Genomic DNA, 17,094 nt, shown 5'->3' on the forward strand with positions numbered 1-17,094 from the left:
GATCAGTTATTAATCATTCTCGGCTGCAAATGAGCGGTAATGGCGGTAACCTGCACGGTCTGCGAGACTTGCCGGGGACCTATGAGAAATCCGGGCTAAGCTATGATCCGGTTGTTTCCATGGCTCAGGCTGCCAGAGATATGGGTTGCCCGTAGTACACCTCATCGGGCGTTTGGTAATCAAGGGTTTGGTGGTATCGGGTCTGATTGTAATGCCGGAAGTACCGGTGGAGCGCCTGCTTCAAGTGTTGACCATCCTCGAAGGCAGTGAGGTAGACGCACTCGTGTTTGACGCTGCGCCAGAGCCGTTCCACGAAGATGTTGTCATGGTAGCAGCCCTTGCCGTCCATGCTGATCCGGATGCCATGCTCTTTGAGAACGCTTGTGAAGGCCTCGCTGGTGAACTGGACGCCCTGATCGGTGTTGAAGATTTCCGGCGTTCCATGGTGCTGTAGAGCCTCCTCCAGGGCATCGACGCAGAAGTCTGTGTCCATGGTGTTGGAGATCCGCCAGGACAGCACCTTGCGGCTGTACCAGTCGATGATGGCAACCAGATACATGAAGCCCCGCGCCAGCGGCACGTAGCTGATGTCAGTTGCCCAAACCTGATTGGGACGATCGATCTTCAAGCCCTTGAGCAGGTACGGGTACACCTTGTGCCCGTCGCCCGGAACACTGGTTCTTGGTCGCGGGTACACGGCCTGAATGCCCATGGTGCGCATCAGCCGCTGCACCCGCTTCCGGTTGATGCGGTAGCCCTGGTGCTGCAAGTGGAACCGCATCTTGCGAGAGCCATAATACGGCGTTTTCAGGTGCTGCTGATCAATCAGGTACATCAGATCCAGATCCTCCTGACATTGCTCACGAGGGACGTAGTACACCGATGAGCGGCTCAGCTTGAGCAGCTCGCACTGGCGCGAAAGACTGACTTGGGGATGACCACGCTCGATCATCGCCAACCGCTGTTGACGGCTTACTGATCGAGCTTGCGCGACAAAAAATCGCGTTCCACCGTCAGTCGACCGATCTCCCGGTAAAGCTCGTCTGTGCTGGGCTCATCGGATTGCTTGCCGGCCTTCCTCTTGCCTTCGAAGAGGTCGGGAGCGTTCTCCAGCAGCTCGCGCTTCCAGGTACTGACCATGGTGGGGTGAATCTGGAAACGGGCGGCAATTTCGGATGTGGTCTGGTCACCCTTGAGGGCGGCCAGAGCAACTTTGGACTTGAATGATGCGCTGTATTGCTTGCGTTTCTTGCTCATGATTCTCCTCCTCGTGGAGATGATGAATCAGAGCTTAGGCACCTGTCCAAAATTTGGGGTCCACTTCACCTGGGATAACAATGTGTACTCAAAAGCTTTGGGCTTGCTAAATCCTTCTTCAGTATTGGCAGTCGCAATTGCCCCCAAGGGGCCGGCAAATATTAACCCTACGAGAACCCGTTCTGACTTACTCTCATTTGGTTCAAGTATAACTTCTCTTATACCTTCTACTTTAGCTATGAAAAGGGGGCTAAAAATTATAGGGTGAGTTCTCTTAACATCCACACTGCTACACGACACAAGAGCAATCATACTCAACAATAAAGCCAGGAACTTCATATTCTATCTCTTTCAATTATTTCCAATACCCCACGAAAAATACTCTTTTCGAAATCATCTTCATCGGCACCGGTAACTTGGGTTCTCAATCTCTTTTTAGAATGAACAAATACGGTTGAGGTGGTGCTATCGTTCTTATTCACCAAAACTCTGCCCACCTCCCCCCAACTAAACGGCGATATAGTTTTTGTAAACGTAATGGAAAATCCATCAGAGGTTTGTCGGGTTTCCTTTATATTAATATTAAGGCTTTGCATGCTGGCAAGAACTGCAGCCTTCACCAACTCATGATCTTCCTCATAAACACGGGACACTCCCGCATCTTTGGGTGCACTTATTACCGAGTTCATGTTTGCACAAGATGCTAACATCTTTGAACATAAGAGCATCGCCATTAAATACACAATCGACTTCATAACGTTTCCTTGGATTTATGCGCATCAAAGATCATACCGATCCGGAATCACAAGCCCACGTTCGGGCATGCGTCAGAGAACCTTAAGGGAGCGGCTGGTCAGATGTCGTCCCACCATTCACTATGATTGGAGGCCCAATCATACTCCAGCCATAATATATTCGGCGACACTTCCGCAACGGAACAGCCTCGCTCCGTGACTTGTCGGACCACTTCGTCCTTGGGATAAATGTTACGCGATTCCCCAGGCGAGCGTGTCCCTGGGAATGGGTAAAAGCACTATCCGGCGTTGGTTTAATCAGCTGACCGAGGAGTGTGACGGTGTCACTCTGGATTTGTATGCCCGACGCGTCGTTGGTTTGGCAATGTCATCCAGCCCCGATGCCGATTTGGTGGTCAAAGCTCTGGATCACGCTTGGGAACAGCGTGGTCAGCCAGAGAAAGTCATGTTCCATTCGGATCAACGAAGTCAGTATGCCAGCCGCAGTTCCGCCAAAGGCCCTAGCGCTATCGAATGATACAAAGCATGAGCCAACTTGGAAAATGCTGGGACAACGCGCCGATGGAGAGGCTGTTCTGGAGCCTGAATGGATACCGGCCCTAGGATATCAAAGGTCTATCCACGATACTTTCATTTCCGTAGTCGTACTCAACCAGTCAAGCGCCGATATGTCCAAGGAGTTTGGGCAGAGGCATGCGAGGAGGCTGGGTACAAAGACCAATATCAAACAAGAGATTTACGTATTAAAGGTTTAACGGATGAATTTGTCTCGCAAGGAGAAAACAACAAGGGTGGTCACGAGACCGAAGCCAAGCGGAAACACTACCGATTGATTCGCCCACCAGAGCGCTCGAAATCGACATTAAAATCACTGAGAGATGCGGACCGAAAATGAAATTGATGTCGTCATTTTGACTCTATCAATAAGTGGATAAGACAGCAAAACGCTAAGCCACTGAAAAAATTACAAAAAATGGAGGCGCGGGTCGGAATCGAACCGGCGTACACGGAGTTGCAGTCCGCTGCATAACCACTCTGCCACCGCGCCGGATAAGCCTTTTTCGGCCTTGCTCTCAGGGGGCGTGAGAGACTTGGAATTGGAGCGGGAAACGAGATTCGAACTCGCGACCCCAACCTTGGCAAGGTTGTGCTCTACCAACTGAGCTATTCCCGCTCTTCGTTTAAGAGGCTTTGCCTCGTCAACGGATGCGTATTCTACGGATTACTTCGCCGGCGTCAACAACTTTTTTCAACCTTTTGTTTTTTAGCGTATTTTGGGTATTTTTTAGCCAAAGAAGACAATTCTTTGCCGCTCCTCTCCCCTGCGATGTCATTCACGCCATAGATCCACCCTGACTCATCCCCGAGAATCGCCGCCTATCGATATTCCGTTTCAATAAAGGCTTGTATTGACCATGCGACACTTCAGTTTTTCGACCCTGGCATTTCTAACACTTTCGCTATTCAGCGTAAGCCCTACCCTTGCCTCTGAGTGGGTCGTCAAGCAGCAGGGCGAAGAACGTTCCGACATTACAACTTACGTTCGTGATGCTGAAAATTCGCCGATTAAGCAGTTCCGTGGTGTGGTGGAAACTCAACACTCCATATTCTCAGCGATGTCCGTCATCAACGACATTTCCGTATGCCAGGAATGGATCTACAACTGCCAGGAGGCTCACTATCATTTCACCGAAGACGGCGAAAAGTTTCTATGGATGATGTTTGATGGCGTATGGCCAGCTTCCGACCGTGACCTGGTGATGAAGTCTGCATTTAAGCAAGAAGAAGTAGACGGGCCCGTCACCGTGCAATCTATTGGCTGGCCAAAAGGTGCACCGGAACAGGAAGACTATGTGCGCATTCCGATGCTGAACAACAGCTTTTACCTTGAGCCGCTGGCTGACGGCTGGACGCGCATCACGTTTACCACCCAGGTTGATCCGGGCGGGTTGGTTCCGGCATGGATTGCAAACATGGTTGCCACCGACGCACCCATCCGAACTCTGGAAGGACTTCAGAAGATGATGAAAAAGGAGCCTTTCAACAATTACGATGAAGAGAACGTGCCAACAGAATTAGTTGAGAAGCACAATTTGCGCTTCTCAACGCTGGGCTCTTAAACGAACTCGCCAACTTACGAGTTATTACCCTTCGCCGGAGTGGCTTCGGCCACTTGGGCGGGGGCATCGCAATTCAGGAAGCTGGAACTCTGCAGCCACTCCTGATCCGGGTAATAGGTAAACACCAACTGCCCACCCTTCAGATTATCCACCACAGAACGAATCACTTTTCGGTCAACCGCCGGGCAACCGTGACTACGGCCAATTCGCCCGTAATCTGCCACCCAATCCGGGCTTACGTAATCGGCACCATGAATCACAATGGCTCTCTGGCGGGCCAGGTCATTCACCCCAGGTTCCAATCCGTCCAGTCGCAACGCATAACCATGAGTGCCACTGTAGCTTTCGTTACCTTTGAACAAGCCAATGCTGGACTGGTGGCTGCCTTCAATGTTCGAGAAGGCGCGGGCTTCCAGGTTTCCGGAATTCTTTCCATGCGCTACCAAATCTCTGAGCAACAAATCGCCCTTGCTTAGATCGAAGATCCACATACGTTCTTCACTGGATGGCAGTGAAAAATCAATCACCGCCAGCCGCTCGGGCATGGCAACACCGTTGTTAACCGCACACTGGGTTGCTTTGTAGGCTGCACCCAACACTTCTGGGTTCAAATTCGGAGCAGCCCCAGACAGTCTATCGAGTAACGTTTGATCAATGGATGAGGCATTTCCTTGAACGGAAAAACAAGCAAGAAATGCCAGGCCCGATAACCATGTAAAAGGGCGTCGTTTGGTGTGCAAAGACATACGCACAAGACCTCAAAAGTAATAATCGTTGACTAGCTGACTAAAAATTGGCCCCATTCTAACAGCGAACTTTTAGACTTTCGTGTTTCCGTACATTTTTTAACCTTTACCCTACAAAGACCTCGAATTTGTCCTGCCTCAGCGGCATGATAGAATCGCTCTAACTCAACGGGGTGCCCTCGCTAAAGGGCTGAGACCACACCCGCGGAACCTGACACGGATAATGCCGACGAAGGAATTGAGTCACACTGAACACCTCAGTGTGTGCCGCGGCATGGTATCTCCCTCTCAAATAAGGATGCCGCACATGCTTTCTCGCTTATCCCTCTTGGTCTTGGCCGTTACCTTGCCTGTGATTGCACACGCGGCCGACCGGCCGGTATTGAACGTATATACCCACCCGTCCTTCGCCGCCGAATGGGGCCCCGGGCCCGGCGTTAAAGAGGCGTTTGAGAAGCAATGTGAGTGCACGCTCAATTACACCGTACTGAACAGCGGTGGTGATATTTTGCAGCGGCTTCGGTTGGAAGGCGCTTCAACCCCGGCCGATGTGGTGCTGGGGCTGGATACAGCCACTATGGAAACCGCGCTTCAAACCGGCCTGATTGCAGAGCACGACCGCTCGTTAGAGGCACTGGATTTACCCATCGACTGGAATGACGCCCATTTCATTCCTTACGACTGGGGCTACTTTGCCTTTGTGTATGACACCGAACAGCTGCCAGAGCCACCCACCAGTTTCGATGATCTGATCAACTCACCCGATGATCTGAAAATCATCATCCAAGACCCCCGAACCAGCACTCCGGGGCTCGGTCTGTTGCTGTGGATGCACTCGGTCTACGGCGAAGAAGCGCCGGCCAAGTGGGCGCAGCTGAATGACAAAATTCTGGCCACCACACAAAGCTGGAGTGACGGCTATTTCTCGCTGTTTATGAATGGCGAAGCGCCAATGATACTTTCCTACAGCACATCTCCTGCCTATCACATGGCCGTTGATAAAACCGACCGCTACCAGGCGGTTCAATTTGAGGAAGGTCACTACCTGCAAGTCGAAGTCGCCGCGCTGGTTAATTCCTCAAAGCAAAAACCGTTGGCCCGGCAATTTTTGGATTTCATGCTCACGCCTGAGTTTCAAACACACATCCCGCTCAAGAACGTCATGTACCCGGCCATTGATCTGGGCGACGATCTACCCGGCGTTTTCAACCGCCTGATTTCGCCGGAACATACTTTCTTCCTGCCCCCAGCGGAGGTTGCCGGGCAACGACGCCAGCTTGTAAACGACTGGCTGGATGCGATGACCCGATAGCGTTATGCGCTCCACGCCCACGAAAGCGCCTCTCAGCCACCCGGGATGGCAACTCATCCCGGGCCAACTCATTGGTTTGGCTTTATTGATACTGGTCGCCCTTGGTCTTGGCAGCATGCTGATAACCGCCGGCGGTCTGGATCTCTCAACGGTGCTTGGCAGCCGTTATTTGCGAGGCGTGGTGTGGTTTACCGTCTGGCAGGCGGTGCTATCCGTTTTATTCAGCCTGGCACTGGCACTTCCTGTTGCACTGGCCTTGGCACGATACCGTCACTTTCCGGGCCGGTCGGGGCTACTTCGAGTGATGGAGCTCAGCTTGGTGCTGCCTACCATTGTCGCGGTTTCAGGGATTATTGGCGTGTATGGCCGGCAAGGCTGGGCCACCGGTTTACTGACCGAATGGTTCCCCGGCCATGGCTGGAATCTGTATGGGATCAACGGCATTCTGCTGGCCCACGTGTTCTTTAACGCGCCTCTTGCCGCGCGTGTGATGCTGCAATCCCTGGAAGCCATTTCACCAGCGCGCCTCCGTATAGCTTCACAACTGGGTCTTCGCGGCTGGTGGCTCTGGCGCTCGGTTGAATGGCCAGCTCTACGCGCCGTTTTTCCGGGGCTAAGCGCCCTGGTCTTCACTTTATGCTTTACCAGTTTTGCCATCATCATGACGCTCGGTGGCGGGCCGGCGGCGACAACTCTGGAAGTAGCGATTTACCAAGCGCTGCGATTTGAATTCGACTTCCCGCAGGCGGCGGTTTTAGCCGTTATTCAATTATTGATTTGCGGCAGCTTATGGTGGCTGGTGTTCCGCCAACACCTGGAATCCTCTCTGCTTCCAAATCGACAGTTTGCCCATACCGTTCCGCTCAAGCCCTGGCGCGCCCAGTCTGCGCTGTCGGGTGCACTGTTACTGATGTTCAGCCTGTTTTTATTGCTGCCCTTATTAGCCATAGGCATTCGCGGATTGCCCGCGCTTTTGGCCCTCGATGCCAGCCCCACTCTCTATGACCGGCTATTACCCGCTACCGGGCGCAGCCTGCTGATTGCGCTGCCCGCGGGGTTTGGCTCAGTCGCCGCGTCATTATTGATTCTGGCCTCTGCCAACAGGGCCAAGAACTCTGTATTGAAGGCCATTCCAACAACCACCGGATACCTGCCATTGATCGTACCGCCGATTGTGCTTGGCACCGGGCTGTTTTTGTTGCTTCGCCCGGGGTTAGGCAACCATGCGCAAGGCTGGGTGCTGGTGGCCTTGATCAACGGTTTGATGGCACTGCCCTTTGTTATCCAGGTATTGCGTGGCCCACTGAGCAGCCTGGATAGCCATTCTCGCCGTGTGGCCGATCAGTTGGGCACATTGGGCTGGTATCGGTGGCGCTGGATCTATTGGCCGTTATTACGCCGGCCGATGGCTCTGGGGCTGGCCTATGGCATTGCGCTTTCAATGGGGGATTTCGGGGTTATTGCCTTGTTTGGAAGCCCCAGCCAGCCAACATTGCCGGTTCTGCTATACCAACAACTGGGCAGCTATCAGGTAGCCGCAGCCGCTGGCACCGGCTTATGGTTGCTGCTGTTGTTGGTGGTCATTTTCGGACTGCTGTCGGCCATTGGCCGTCCACCCGCCCACCAAGCCAGATCCCGCTTGCCTGAAACCACTCTGGAGCCCAAGCATGCTTGATGTCGAACACCTGTGTTTTCGCTACCCGGGGCAATCCGAGGGCTGGGAATACCACTTTTCTCTGGCACCCGGCCGGTGCGTGGCGGTTCATGGCGCCAGCGGAAGTGGCAAGACCACATTGCTGAATCTAATTGCTGGTTTTCTCGCACCGGATTCAGGCCAAATCCTTTGGAACGGCAGGCCGATTCAGCACCTTGAACCTTGGAACCGCCCGGTAACCAGCGTGTTCCAGGAACACAATTTGTTCGAGCATCTGGATGTAGCCACCAATATCGGCCTAGGGCTTCATCCGGGATTGAAACTGACTGCCCATCAGAAGCAAAGCATTAACGAAGGACTCGAACGCACCGGGCTTTCGGGGTTCGGCTCGAGAATGCCGGGCGATCTGTCTGGCGGACAACGCCAGCGAGTGGCTTTGGTGAGAGCGATTCTGCGGCGACAACCTTTATTGCTACTGGACGAACCACTAACCGGCTTGGACAACGAAGCAAAAGACAGCCTTCGAGCCATGCTGAAGGAAGAGAAGGCACGAGGCGTCGCCTTGATTCTCGCCAGCCACGACGAAGATGACCGAAAGTTATTGGCAGACTTCTATTGGAATCTCTAAGCTTGCAGTGAACGGCAGCAAGGACCTAATTTCGTAGTGGCAACTTCTCCCCGGCAATCTTCACGCTCACACCAACCGTCAGCCGGTAACGCAGAACTGAGCGATTCCGGTCTGACCTGCAGCGGCGATTGGATTCTGTCGAATTACACCGAACTGGCCCGATTGGTCGAGACGATACAAACGAGGGATGTTACAAGCGTCCCGCTCGATGTCTCTCATCTCGGCCGGGTGGATACCGCGGGCGCGTCATTACTGGTAAAACTCGTCGGGCCCTTGGCACTTATAGAATCTGTCGAAAGCAGCAATCTAGCCACCGAGCAGCAAGCGTTGATTGCTACAGTTGCGTCAGCGATGAAGGCAGAACCACGCCCAGCGCCGAGAACCAACCCTCTACTGGCATTTCTGGCAAGCACGGGCGAGAAAGTCACCGACGTTTCTCGTCTGGTCTGGCTATTGGCCGGCTTCATCGGTCAAACATTGGCGGCGTTGTTTTACATCCTTCCCCGCCCCACACGCTGGCGCATTACCTCGTTTGTAGCAGCCGTTCACGACACCGGGCTCAACGCCCTGCCTATTGTTGCCTTGCTCACCTTTCTTGTCGGTTCCGTCGTCGCCTTTTTGGGTGCCACCGTGTTGCAGGATTTTGGCGCCACCATATACACCGTGAACCTCGTGGCGTTTTCGTTCCTGCGGGAGTTTGGCGTTCTGCTGGCCGCCATTCTGTTGGCCGGTCGCACCGCCAGCTCTTTTACGGCACACATCGGCGCCATGAAGGTCAACGAAGAGCTGGATGCTATTCGCACTTTGGGTTTAAACCCGGTGGAGTTACTGGTGGTGCCCAGAGTACTGGCCATGATGGTAAGCCTGCCGGTTCTCACATTTGTCGGCATGATTTCGGGCATGATTGGCGGTGCGGTGGTCTGCGCCATTACGCTGGACATTCCACCCAGTCAGTATTTGGCGATTGTTGAGCGGGATATTGGCCTAACGCACTTTCTGGTGGGTATTGGCAAAGCTCCCGTATTCGCCTTCCTGATCGCCGTGATCGGCTGCCTCGAAGGCTTCAAGGTGGCTGGCAGCGCACAGTCCGTCGGTGAGCACACCACGTCCAGTGTTGTGCAGTCGATCTTCATGGTGATTCTGCTCGACTCCATCGCCGCGTTGTTTTTCATGGAAATGGGCTGGTAACGCATGGCCAACTCTCAAGCTCAACGCAAATGTCCGGGCGACGTCATTATTCAGGTACGAGGCTTAAGTACACGCTTTGGCAACCACATTGTGCACGAAGATCTTGATCTGGATTTGTATACCGGTGAGATACTCGGCGTAGTGGGCGGCTCCGGCACCGGAAAATCGGTACTGTTGCGAACCATTGTGGGCTTGAACACCCCAAGTGCGGGGCATATTCGGCTGTTCGATACCGACCTTACCGAACTGCCCGCAGAAGAACGCTCCCGCTATGAACAGCGATTCGGTGTCTTGTTCCAGGGCGGCGCTCTGTTTACTTCTCTGAATCTGGTGCAGAACATATCGGTACCACTGGTCGAACATACGGGGCTTGCTCGCGTTGATGCAGAAGAGATAGCCCGCATGAAACTGGCGTTGACCGGATTACCGCCGGAGGCGGCCTTGAAATACCCGGCCGAACTTTCAGGCGGCATGGTCAAGCGTGCGGCACTGGCCCGTGCGTTGGCGCTGGATCCTGAAATCCTGTTTCTGGACGAGCCAACCGCCGGTCTGGACCCTATCGGTGCGGCAGATTTCGATGAATTGATTGTCACGCTGAGCAAGGCCTTGGGTTTGACGGTTTTTCTGGTCACCCACGACCTCGACACGCTCTATTCCACCTGTGATCGGGTGGCGGTGCTGGCCCAACGTAAGGTATTGGTTGCCGATACCCTTGACCGCGTTGCCCAAACCGATGACGCTTGGATTCAAGAGTATTTCCATGGCCCTCGTGGCCGAGCTGCCATCGCTGCTGGAACAAAAGCCACTTAACAGGAGTTCCGTAAATGGAGCCGAAGGCCCATCACATCATCATAGGATTCTTCACGCTGGTTGCGGTAACGGCAGCGCTGCTGTTTGCGCTGTGGCTCGGAAAATCCTCGGCAGATCGGGAATGGGCCTATTACCAAATCGGCTTTGATCACCCCGTAAGCGGCTTGGCCAAGGGCAACCCGGTTCTGTACAGCGGCATTCAGGTGGGTGACGTTCTGGAACTGACGTTAGCTCCGGACAATCCTGCCCACGTTCGGGTGCTGGTGCGCGTTGAGCAGGACATTCCGGTGCGCACAGACACCAAAGCCGGATTGGTACTGGCCAACATCACCGGCAGCATGAGCATCCAGTTTACCGGGGGCACTCCTCAGAGCGAGAGGCTTCAGGGCGGCCGCAATAACCCACCGTTAATTCATGCAGAACCATCGGCTCTGAACAATCTGATGAATAACGGCGAAGCCATGCTTGCCCAGGCCGAGCAATTGCTGACAAATATGAACCGATTACTGGCTACCGAAAACATCGAAAACGTATCCGCTCTGCTCGACAACGCCCGGGAAGCGAGCGAATCCCTGTTAGCAAACCGCGAAGCACTCATTGCCCTGATGGAGCAATTCAACACCGCCGCTGTGCGCGCCGAGGAAGCAGCCATTAAGGTATCGAACGTGTCTGACAACACTCGGGCGGTGCTCAATGATCGGGTCGTGCCCGTGCTGAATGCCATGGATACCGCCATCGCGACCCTGCAACCATCCTTAGAGCGGGTTAACAGCCTCACCGCCGACAATGAGCATTCGCTGAACGCCGGGCTTCAAGGGCTATCTCAGCTAGGCCCTGCCCTGCGGCAATTGAAATCGACCTTGCGTAACCTGAACAGTTTCACGCGCCGGCTTGAACAAGATCCGGCAAGCACCCTGTGGGGGGGATCGACCATCAAGGAGTTTGAAAAATGAATAGTCGCCTCAAGGCAATGGCCGTCTTGTTGGCCGCACTATCAACCGCCGCCTGCACGGTTCTCCCGAGGCCAGAGCCACCCAGAGCCATGGATTTGGCGGTTGTGAGTGCACCGGTTGATTTCGAAAAACCGCTGCAAAGCAGCCTGCGCATCCATACGCCACTGGCTTCAGACCCGATGGACAGCTCCGCCATTCTGCTTAAGCCAACACCTTACGAGTTTCAGGCCTACCCAAAAGCTCGGTGGCGCGACAGTGCTCCCGTCGTGATTCGCGACTACCTTGCCCGGCATCTTCGCAACAGTCGAGGGTTTCGAAACGTAGTGATCGACACCAGTGCAGCCAACACCGAACACTCCCTGCTCACTGAACTGTCGGCGTTTCAGGTCGTGCAACACGGTAAGAGGCATCAGGTGGTTCTGGAACTGCATGCAGAAGTCATCAGCGAGCAAAGTGGCAGCAGTTTGTGTATTCGCAACTGGTCGATTCAAGAAATGGCCGCCAGCTCCGAACTGGAATCGGCGGTAGAGGCCTTTTCCCGGGCCAGCAATACGCTGGCAACCGAACTGACCGATTGGGCCTGGAGTTGTGTGCAGCGGGCGCAGTGAGCCGCGCCCGAAGAGAGCGGGTTTAGATTTCGCTCCGGTTTTCGTCAGTCACCGTCTCATCCGCCTTCGGAAACAAGTCATCCCAGGCGGCGTGCAAGTACAGATACATCGACCACAACGTTAGCACCGCAGCCAGATACAGCAGCCCAACGGCGATATCGGCCAGCAAATTCCCCGGCGGGAACGCCAGCAAGCCCACGATGGCGGCAATCTGAGCCGTGGTTTTAATCTTGCCAATGTAGGAAACCGCCACACTACCCCGGCTACCAATTTCAGCCATCCATTCGCGCAACGCGGAAATCACAATTTCACGCCCGATAATGATCGTCGCGGGAATGGTCAGCAGAACCGCAGAATACTCTTCGATCAGAACCGCCAGCGCGACTGCCACCATCAATTTGTCTGCGACCGGATCCAAAAACGCACCAAATGGCGTGCTTTGGTTCAGCCGCCGGGCCAGATAACCATCCAACCAATCCGTGATCCCTGCCAGCGCAAAAATCGCCGCACTCGCCATATAACTCCAGCTCGCCGGCAAATAAAACACCACCACGAACACCGGAATCATGACGATGCGGGACAGGGTAATCAGGTTCGGTAAATTCATTGTGTTCCTATTCGTTATGCAATGCTGCGTAAATGGTTTCGGCCAATGCTTTGCTGATGCCTTGAACCTTGGCAATTTCGTCAACTCCGGCTTTTCGGATACCCTGGATTCCACCGAAGTAACGTATCAACTCTCGCCTGCGCTTAGGCCCCACACCCTCAATACCTTCAAGGGTGGACTGTCGGCGTTTTTTGTCGCGCCGCGCCCGGTGGCCGGTAATGGCAAACCGGTGCGATTCATCCCGGATGTGCTGAATCAGGTGCAACGCCGGTGAATCGGCTGGCACTCTGAAGACGGCACCGGTCATGGCGTCGATCAATTGTTCCATGCCAGCCCGACGAGTAACACCCTTTGCCACACCAATTAGTGGAATATCTGAAATCTCAAGCTCGTCAAAGACTTCACGGGCAATGTTCAACTGGCCTTTACCACCATCGATAAAGACTAAATCCGGTTTCTTGCCTTCGCCATTCGCCAGTCTGCGGTAGCGGCGAGTCAGTACCTGGCGCATGGCCGCATAATCATCGCCGGCGGTCACGCCTTCAATATTATACAAGCGATAGTCGCTTTTCAGGGGGCCATTCTCGTCGAAAACCACGCAGGATGCGACGGTATTTTCCCCATGGCTGTGGCTGATATCAAAACACTCCATGCGGCTGGGTGTTTCTGTTAATTCTAATAAGTCACGAAGTGCCAACAACCGACGATACACCGTTTCCTTGCTGGCAAGGTGCGTCAGCAGTGTCTGTTGGGCGTTGGTCATGGCCAGTTCAAGCCAGCGTTTACGCTCACCACGCACATTGCCACGCACTCTTGTGTCACGGTTGGCGGCTTCCGTGAGGGCTGCTGCCAAAAGCTCCTGCCCCTCTACTTTCACCGGAACCAGAATGTCATTCGGGATTTCCCGGCGGGTATTGCCGCCAAAATAATACTGTCCAAGGAACGATGCCAATAACTCGCCTTCCGTCTGCTCCAGGGAAAACTTCGGAAAGTAATCCTTGGTGCCCAGCACCCGACCTCCTCGCACAATGATCACCACGATACACACCACGCCAGCTTCCTGGGCAATGGCGATCACATCGGCATCACCACCCTCGCCGTCCACCGACTGCTGCTCCTGCACATGGCGCAAGTGATTGACCTGATCACGATAAGAGGCGGCTTTCTCGAACTCGAGCTTTGCGGCGGCCTCTTCCATCGCGCTCATCAGATCGCGAATGATCGCCGGATTCTTGCCCTCCAGAAACATGGTGGCGCGACGAATGTCTTGCTGATACTCCTCGGGGCTTATGTACTCCACACAGGGTGCGGTACATCGATTGATTTGATACTGCAGACAAGGCCGATTCCTGTTTCTGAAATAGCTTTCATCACAAGACCTTATCTTGAAAACCTTCTGTAGAATATTAAGACTTTCTTTAACCGCCCCAGAGCTCGGGAAAGGTCCGAACCAGGTTCCGCCACCCTTTTTTGTACGGCCACGACGGAAAGTCAGCGACGGGTAATCGCTGTGCGAAGACAAATAGATATAGGGGTAGGATTTATCGTCCCGAAGCAGAATGTTGTACGGCGGCCTCAGGGATTTGATCAGGTTTTGCTCAAGCAGAAGCGCTTCGGTTTCACTGCCGGTAATGGTTACTTCGATGGAGTGAATCTTGCCGACCAAGGCTTCGGTTTTCGGGGCCAGCCCGGTTTTTCGAAAGTAACTGCTGACGCGATTTTTGAGGTTTCGAGCTTTACCGACGTACAGGATCTCGCCTGCACTATCGTACATACGATAGACACCGGCGCGTTCAGAGAGTTGTTTCAGGAAGTTCTTGCTGTCGAACTCCCCGGGAGTGTGATTGGGTTCAGACGGTGTCGGCATCCAGCAACCCAAGCCGTACTGCCATCAGCGCTAATTCTACGTCGCTGGAAATCTCGAGCTTTTCGAAGATCCGGTAGCGGTAACTGTTCACGGTTTTCGGGCTCAGACAGAGCTTGTCCGAAATATCCTGAACTTTCTGGCACTCCACCACCATCATGGCAATCTGCATTTCACGCTCCGACAAGCGATCGAACTTCGACAGCTCACCATCTTCGTCCCTGTCGCCGCCACCCAGTGAGTTCAGTGCCATCTTCTGGGCGATCTCGGGGCTAATGTAACGCTGGCCGGAATGGGCTTTGCGAATGGCACGCACCATTTCCTGAATGTCTGCGCCCTTGGTGATATAAGCCGCTGCTCCGCTTTGCATCACCCGCGCCGGATACGGGTCGTCTGCGCAGGCAGTCACCACGATAATCCGAATGGAGTCGTCCAGCCGGAGAATTCTCCGTGTGGCTTCAAGCCCGCCAATACCCGGCATCCGGATATCCATCAAAACAATATCCGGCCGCGCGTTGCGTACAAAATCAATTGCATCTTCACCAGAAGAGGCCTGACCAATCACATCAATGTCAGGATTGTCAGCCAACATGCGGGTAATGCCGGAGCGCACCAACTCGTGGTCATCTACAACCAGAACCCTGATCAAAGCTCACCTCACCAACAGAATATAAACAACGCTCAGCAATTGTACCCATTACCGGACTCACCGCATAGGTAACGTGCCCAAAACCTTGTCCTTCATCAACCTCTGCTGCCTTATCGTCCGGAACATCAGGCCGGAGAACCCAGGCTGGCGGTATTTTCGACCGGATCAAACCACACCACCAACTCGCCCTCTTGAATCGCGGCAAGCACCCGGCTGCGCTCTGCTAAGGGGTCCTCTGTGTCGTTCAGCCCGTGATAACGCGTGCAGTACTCTTCCGCCAGCCCTTCAAGCTGGTCTGTGGTCAGCAGGCAGGCATCCACCACAAACTTTTCCTGACGAGGATCCGACTCAGGTCCATTAGCATAATCGCTCATAATCATTCCTTTCCCGCTATCTTCAAAAGCCTCAAGCAATTCATTATCATCGTGCCTTTTACAAAGTTCGGATGCTAATGAACCAGAACGTCTTCAAGCTAACACTCCCTATCCTGTTTGGATACCTACCATTAGGGATGGCCTTCGGTGTGCTGTTTTCCACGCAATTGGATTACGCATGGTGGATAGCGCCGCTTATGGGCCTGGTGATCTATGCCGGTGCCGGGCAAATCTTGGCCGTTAGCCTGTTAGCCGCCAATGCCGGGTTGCTCGAAGTGGCGGTGGCGATGCTGGTTCTTAATGCCCGTCACCTGTTTTACGGCCTGTCACTCCTTGGCCAGTTTCGCGGTGCCGGCTGGCGCAAAGGTTACCTTATCTTCGGGCTTACCGACGAAACCTATTCGCTGCTAACCAGCCGAGCACGTTCCGGCGATTCACGCAGCGAGCAAGAAATCGATTTCCGCATTACCGCCTTCAATCAACTCTACTGGATTGCCGGATGCGCCTTGGGCGCGTTGCTTGGAGAGTGGGTCGCGTTTAACAGCACGGGCATCGAATTTGCCTTGGTCGCTTTATTCATTGTTTTGACCATCGAGCAATTCAAGGCTCTTGGCAACACCTTCCCCATCTGGGCCGGTGCATTCGCGGCAGGCATTGCTATGTTACTGATACCAGCCACCCATCAGTTGATTGCCGCCATTGCCATTGTTACTGCAGTGCTGCTGATTCAATACCGTTACCAGCGCGAGCCTGGTCTTGAGCCGGAGGCCACCCATGACTGAAGGCTATTATCTGGCGGCATTCATCGCCGTCACGGCGTTAGCAACTTTCGCCACGCGCGTAGTGCCCTTTCTGTTTTTCGAACGCCACACCGACCACCCGCTTATTAAACATTTGGGGCGTTTTTTGCCTGCAGCGGTCATGGCCTTGCTGGCGACGGTTTTTCTACAAAGGTCGGGCAATTGGGGTGCCGGGGCATTCGGGTTAGATGCCTTGATCCCCGGTTTGCTGGTGGTGGCGGTTCATCTTTGGCGAGGCAATGCTTTGCTGTCCATCGCGACTGGCACTATTGCCTATATGGCCATTCAGCAAACCGGAATGATGGTGGCGGGTGCCTGATTACACGCCACTCTCCACGTTAGCTACTAATCGGGAGTCTTCCAATGCGGCGGTCCTATGTTTGAGGACACCTTTGTAATCCGGGTCTTCAATCATAGTCAGGAAAGCATCGGTTGAAGGGTATCGAACCAGTAACACTTGGTCCCAAGTCTCTTCAGGAGGCGCAATAAGAGAGCCGACGCTTCGGCCAGACCAGATAACTTCAGCGCCAACCGCTTTGACACACGCAGCGGCTTCTTTCATATAACGTTTATAGGCGTCGCGCCCGGAACACGCTTCACTCGCGTCCTGATATTCCGCCCGGTCACGGAATCTCAGTAAATTGAGCATAACGACAGGTTGATCTTTCGGGGTTTCTTGCAAGATTTTCTTCAAGTCTTCCTGAGTTGGGGCCGCCATTGCGTATCCTTCTTATTCGTTATTGTGAGGAGCTACGTCGGGTAAAACCTT

At 53.9% G+C, this 17,094-nt stretch carries 19 protein-coding genes, 2 tRNA genes, 1 pseudogene and 1 riboswitch; of the genes and pseudogenes, 11 read left to right on the plus strand and 11 right to left on the minus strand.

Annotated elements, in window-relative coordinates:
* Positions 1-124 precede the first annotated feature (124 nt).
* From DOQ08_RS13480 to DOQ08_RS13490, 3 genes are all read right to left on the minus strand, one after another.
* Positions 125-1,257, minus strand: a protein-coding gene (locus DOQ08_RS13480; RefSeq protein WP_114335518.1) for an IS3 family transposase whose coding sequence is annotated in 2 segments (ribosomal slippage) — positions 125-987 and positions 987-1,257 — 1,134 coding nt in all. Because the reading frame shifts where the segments join, the coding sequence is not laid out codon by codon here.
* 27 nt (positions 1,258-1,284) lie between these two features.
* Positions 1,285-1,596, minus strand: a complete 312-nt coding sequence (locus tag DOQ08_RS13485; RefSeq protein ID WP_114335519.1) for a hypothetical protein — start codon at positions 1,594-1,596, stop codon at positions 1,285-1,287.
* Complete coding sequence (locus DOQ08_RS13490; protein WP_114335520.1) at positions 1,593-2,012, minus strand: hypothetical protein; 420 nt, start codon at positions 2,010-2,012, stop codon at positions 1,593-1,595. The genes DOQ08_RS13485 and DOQ08_RS13490 overlap by 4 nt, the downstream gene beginning before the upstream one ends.
* Before the next feature lie 322 nt (positions 2,013-2,334).
* Here DOQ08_RS13490 and DOQ08_RS13495 point away from each other — a divergent pair.
* A pseudogene (locus DOQ08_RS13495) lies at positions 2,335-2,620 on the plus strand (DDE-type integrase/transposase/recombinase); the annotation flags it as partial.
* A gap of 366 nt (positions 2,621-2,986) precedes the next feature.
* On the opposite strand, the gene DOQ08_RS13505 reads toward DOQ08_RS13495, so the two are convergent.
* Both DOQ08_RS13505 and DOQ08_RS13510 read right to left on the minus strand, forming a co-directional pair.
* Positions 2,987-3,060: transfer RNA gene (locus tag DOQ08_RS13505), tRNA-Cys, on the minus strand.
* 50 nt (positions 3,061-3,110) lie between these two features.
* A tRNA-Gly gene (locus tag DOQ08_RS13510) sits at positions 3,111-3,186 on the minus strand.
* 241 nt (positions 3,187-3,427) lie between these two features.
* On the opposite strand from DOQ08_RS13510, the gene DOQ08_RS13515 reads away from it, so the two are divergent.
* Entirely contained in the window at positions 3,428-4,132 is a 705-nt protein-coding gene (locus DOQ08_RS13515; RefSeq protein ID WP_114335522.1) for an START domain-containing protein, read from the plus strand.
* A 14-nt stretch (positions 4,133-4,146) separates the two neighbouring features.
* Here DOQ08_RS13515 and DOQ08_RS13520 read toward each other — a convergent pair whose 3' ends face one another.
* Positions 4,147-4,878: a murein L,D-transpeptidase catalytic domain family protein gene (locus tag DOQ08_RS13520; protein WP_114335523.1), complete on the minus strand. Its 732-nt coding sequence runs from the start codon at positions 4,876-4,878 to the stop codon at positions 4,147-4,149.
* A gap of 159 nt (positions 4,879-5,037) precedes the next feature.
* A riboswitch (TPP riboswitch) is annotated at positions 5,038-5,133 on the plus strand.
* 52 nt (positions 5,134-5,185) lie between these two features.
* Between DOQ08_RS13520 and thiB the strand changes: the two genes are divergently transcribed.
* Genes thiB through DOQ08_RS13555 form a run of 7 tightly spaced genes read left to right on the plus strand, consistent with a single transcriptional unit; the run spans position 5,186 to position 12,031 of the window.
* Positions 5,186-6,190 carry a thiamine ABC transporter substrate binding subunit gene (gene thiB, locus DOQ08_RS13525; protein WP_114335524.1) on the plus strand — a complete coding sequence of 335 codons (1,005 nt, stop codon included), beginning with the start codon at positions 5,186-5,188 and terminating at the stop codon, positions 6,188-6,190.
* 4 nt (positions 6,191-6,194) lie between these two features.
* Positions 6,195-7,865, plus strand: coding sequence for an ABC transporter permease subunit (locus DOQ08_RS13530; RefSeq protein WP_114335525.1), 1,671 nt, complete (start codon positions 6,195-6,197; stop codon positions 7,863-7,865).
* Positions 7,858-8,472, plus strand: a complete 615-nt coding sequence (locus DOQ08_RS13535) for a thiamine ABC transporter ATP-binding protein (RefSeq protein ID WP_114335526.1) — start codon at positions 7,858-7,860, stop codon at positions 8,470-8,472. The genes DOQ08_RS13530 and DOQ08_RS13535 overlap by 8 nt, the downstream gene beginning before the upstream one ends.
* A gap of 36 nt (positions 8,473-8,508) precedes the next feature.
* A complete protein-coding gene (locus tag DOQ08_RS13540; protein WP_114335527.1) occupies positions 8,509-9,660 on the plus strand; it encodes an MlaE family ABC transporter permease in 1,152 nt (383 codons plus the stop codon).
* A 3-nt stretch (positions 9,661-9,663) separates the two neighbouring features.
* The gene (locus DOQ08_RS13545) at positions 9,664-10,470 is read left to right on the plus strand and encodes an ABC transporter ATP-binding protein (RefSeq protein ID WP_114335528.1); all 807 of its coding nucleotides are present in this window, start codon (positions 9,664-9,666) and stop codon (positions 10,468-10,470) included.
* 14 nt (positions 10,471-10,484) lie between these two features.
* Positions 10,485-11,423 (plus strand): MlaD family protein, encoded by a 939-nt coding sequence (locus DOQ08_RS13550; RefSeq protein WP_114335529.1) that lies wholly within the window; start codon positions 10,485-10,487, stop codon positions 11,421-11,423.
* Positions 11,420-12,031 carry an ABC-type transport auxiliary lipoprotein family protein gene (locus DOQ08_RS13555; protein WP_114335530.1) on the plus strand — a complete coding sequence of 204 codons (612 nt, stop codon included), beginning with the start codon at positions 11,420-11,422 and terminating at the stop codon, positions 12,029-12,031. The genes DOQ08_RS13550 and DOQ08_RS13555 overlap by 4 nt, the downstream gene beginning before the upstream one ends.
* Positions 12,032-12,053: 22 nt before the next feature.
* On the opposite strand, the gene pgsA is transcribed toward DOQ08_RS13555, so the two are convergent.
* The 4 genes from pgsA to DOQ08_RS13575 form a co-directional block, all read right to left on the minus strand.
* Positions 12,054-12,638, minus strand: a complete 585-nt coding sequence (gene pgsA, locus DOQ08_RS13560; RefSeq protein ID WP_114335531.1) for a CDP-diacylglycerol--glycerol-3-phosphate 3-phosphatidyltransferase — start codon at positions 12,636-12,638, stop codon at positions 12,054-12,056.
* Between the two features lie 7 nt (positions 12,639-12,645).
* A complete protein-coding gene (uvrC, locus tag DOQ08_RS13565; RefSeq protein WP_114335532.1) occupies positions 12,646-14,505 on the minus strand; it encodes an excinuclease ABC subunit UvrC in 1,860 nt (619 codons plus the stop codon).
* Positions 14,489-15,151, minus strand: coding sequence for a UvrY/SirA/GacA family response regulator transcription factor (gene uvrY, locus DOQ08_RS13570; RefSeq protein ID WP_114335533.1), 663 nt, complete (start codon positions 15,149-15,151; stop codon positions 14,489-14,491). The genes uvrC and uvrY overlap by 17 nt, the downstream gene beginning before the upstream one ends.
* Before the next feature lie 125 nt (positions 15,152-15,276).
* Complete coding sequence (locus DOQ08_RS13575) at positions 15,277-15,525, minus strand: hypothetical protein (RefSeq protein ID WP_114335534.1); 249 nt, start codon at positions 15,523-15,525, stop codon at positions 15,277-15,279.
* Between the two features lie 77 nt (positions 15,526-15,602).
* On the opposite strand from DOQ08_RS13575, the gene DOQ08_RS13580 reads away from it, so the two are divergent.
* Together DOQ08_RS13580 and DOQ08_RS13585 are read left to right on the plus strand one after the other, a co-directional pair.
* Positions 15,603-16,307 carry an AzlC family ABC transporter permease gene (locus DOQ08_RS13580; RefSeq protein ID WP_114335535.1) on the plus strand — a complete coding sequence of 235 codons (705 nt, stop codon included), beginning with the start codon at positions 15,603-15,605 and terminating at the stop codon, positions 16,305-16,307.
* Entirely contained in the window at positions 16,300-16,644 is a 345-nt protein-coding gene (locus tag DOQ08_RS13585) for a branched-chain amino acid transporter permease (protein WP_114335536.1), read from the plus strand. The genes DOQ08_RS13580 and DOQ08_RS13585 overlap by 8 nt, the downstream gene beginning before the upstream one ends.
* On the opposite strand, the gene DOQ08_RS13590 is transcribed toward DOQ08_RS13585, so the two are convergent.
* Positions 16,645-17,043, minus strand: a complete 399-nt coding sequence (locus DOQ08_RS13590; RefSeq protein WP_114335537.1) for a DUF1330 domain-containing protein — start codon at positions 17,041-17,043, stop codon at positions 16,645-16,647.
* Positions 17,044-17,094 lie beyond the last annotated feature (51 nt).

The organism is Marinobacter litoralis (assembly GCF_003336705.1).
GTDB lineage: Bacteria > Pseudomonadota > Gammaproteobacteria > Pseudomonadales > Oleiphilaceae > Marinobacter > Marinobacter litoralis.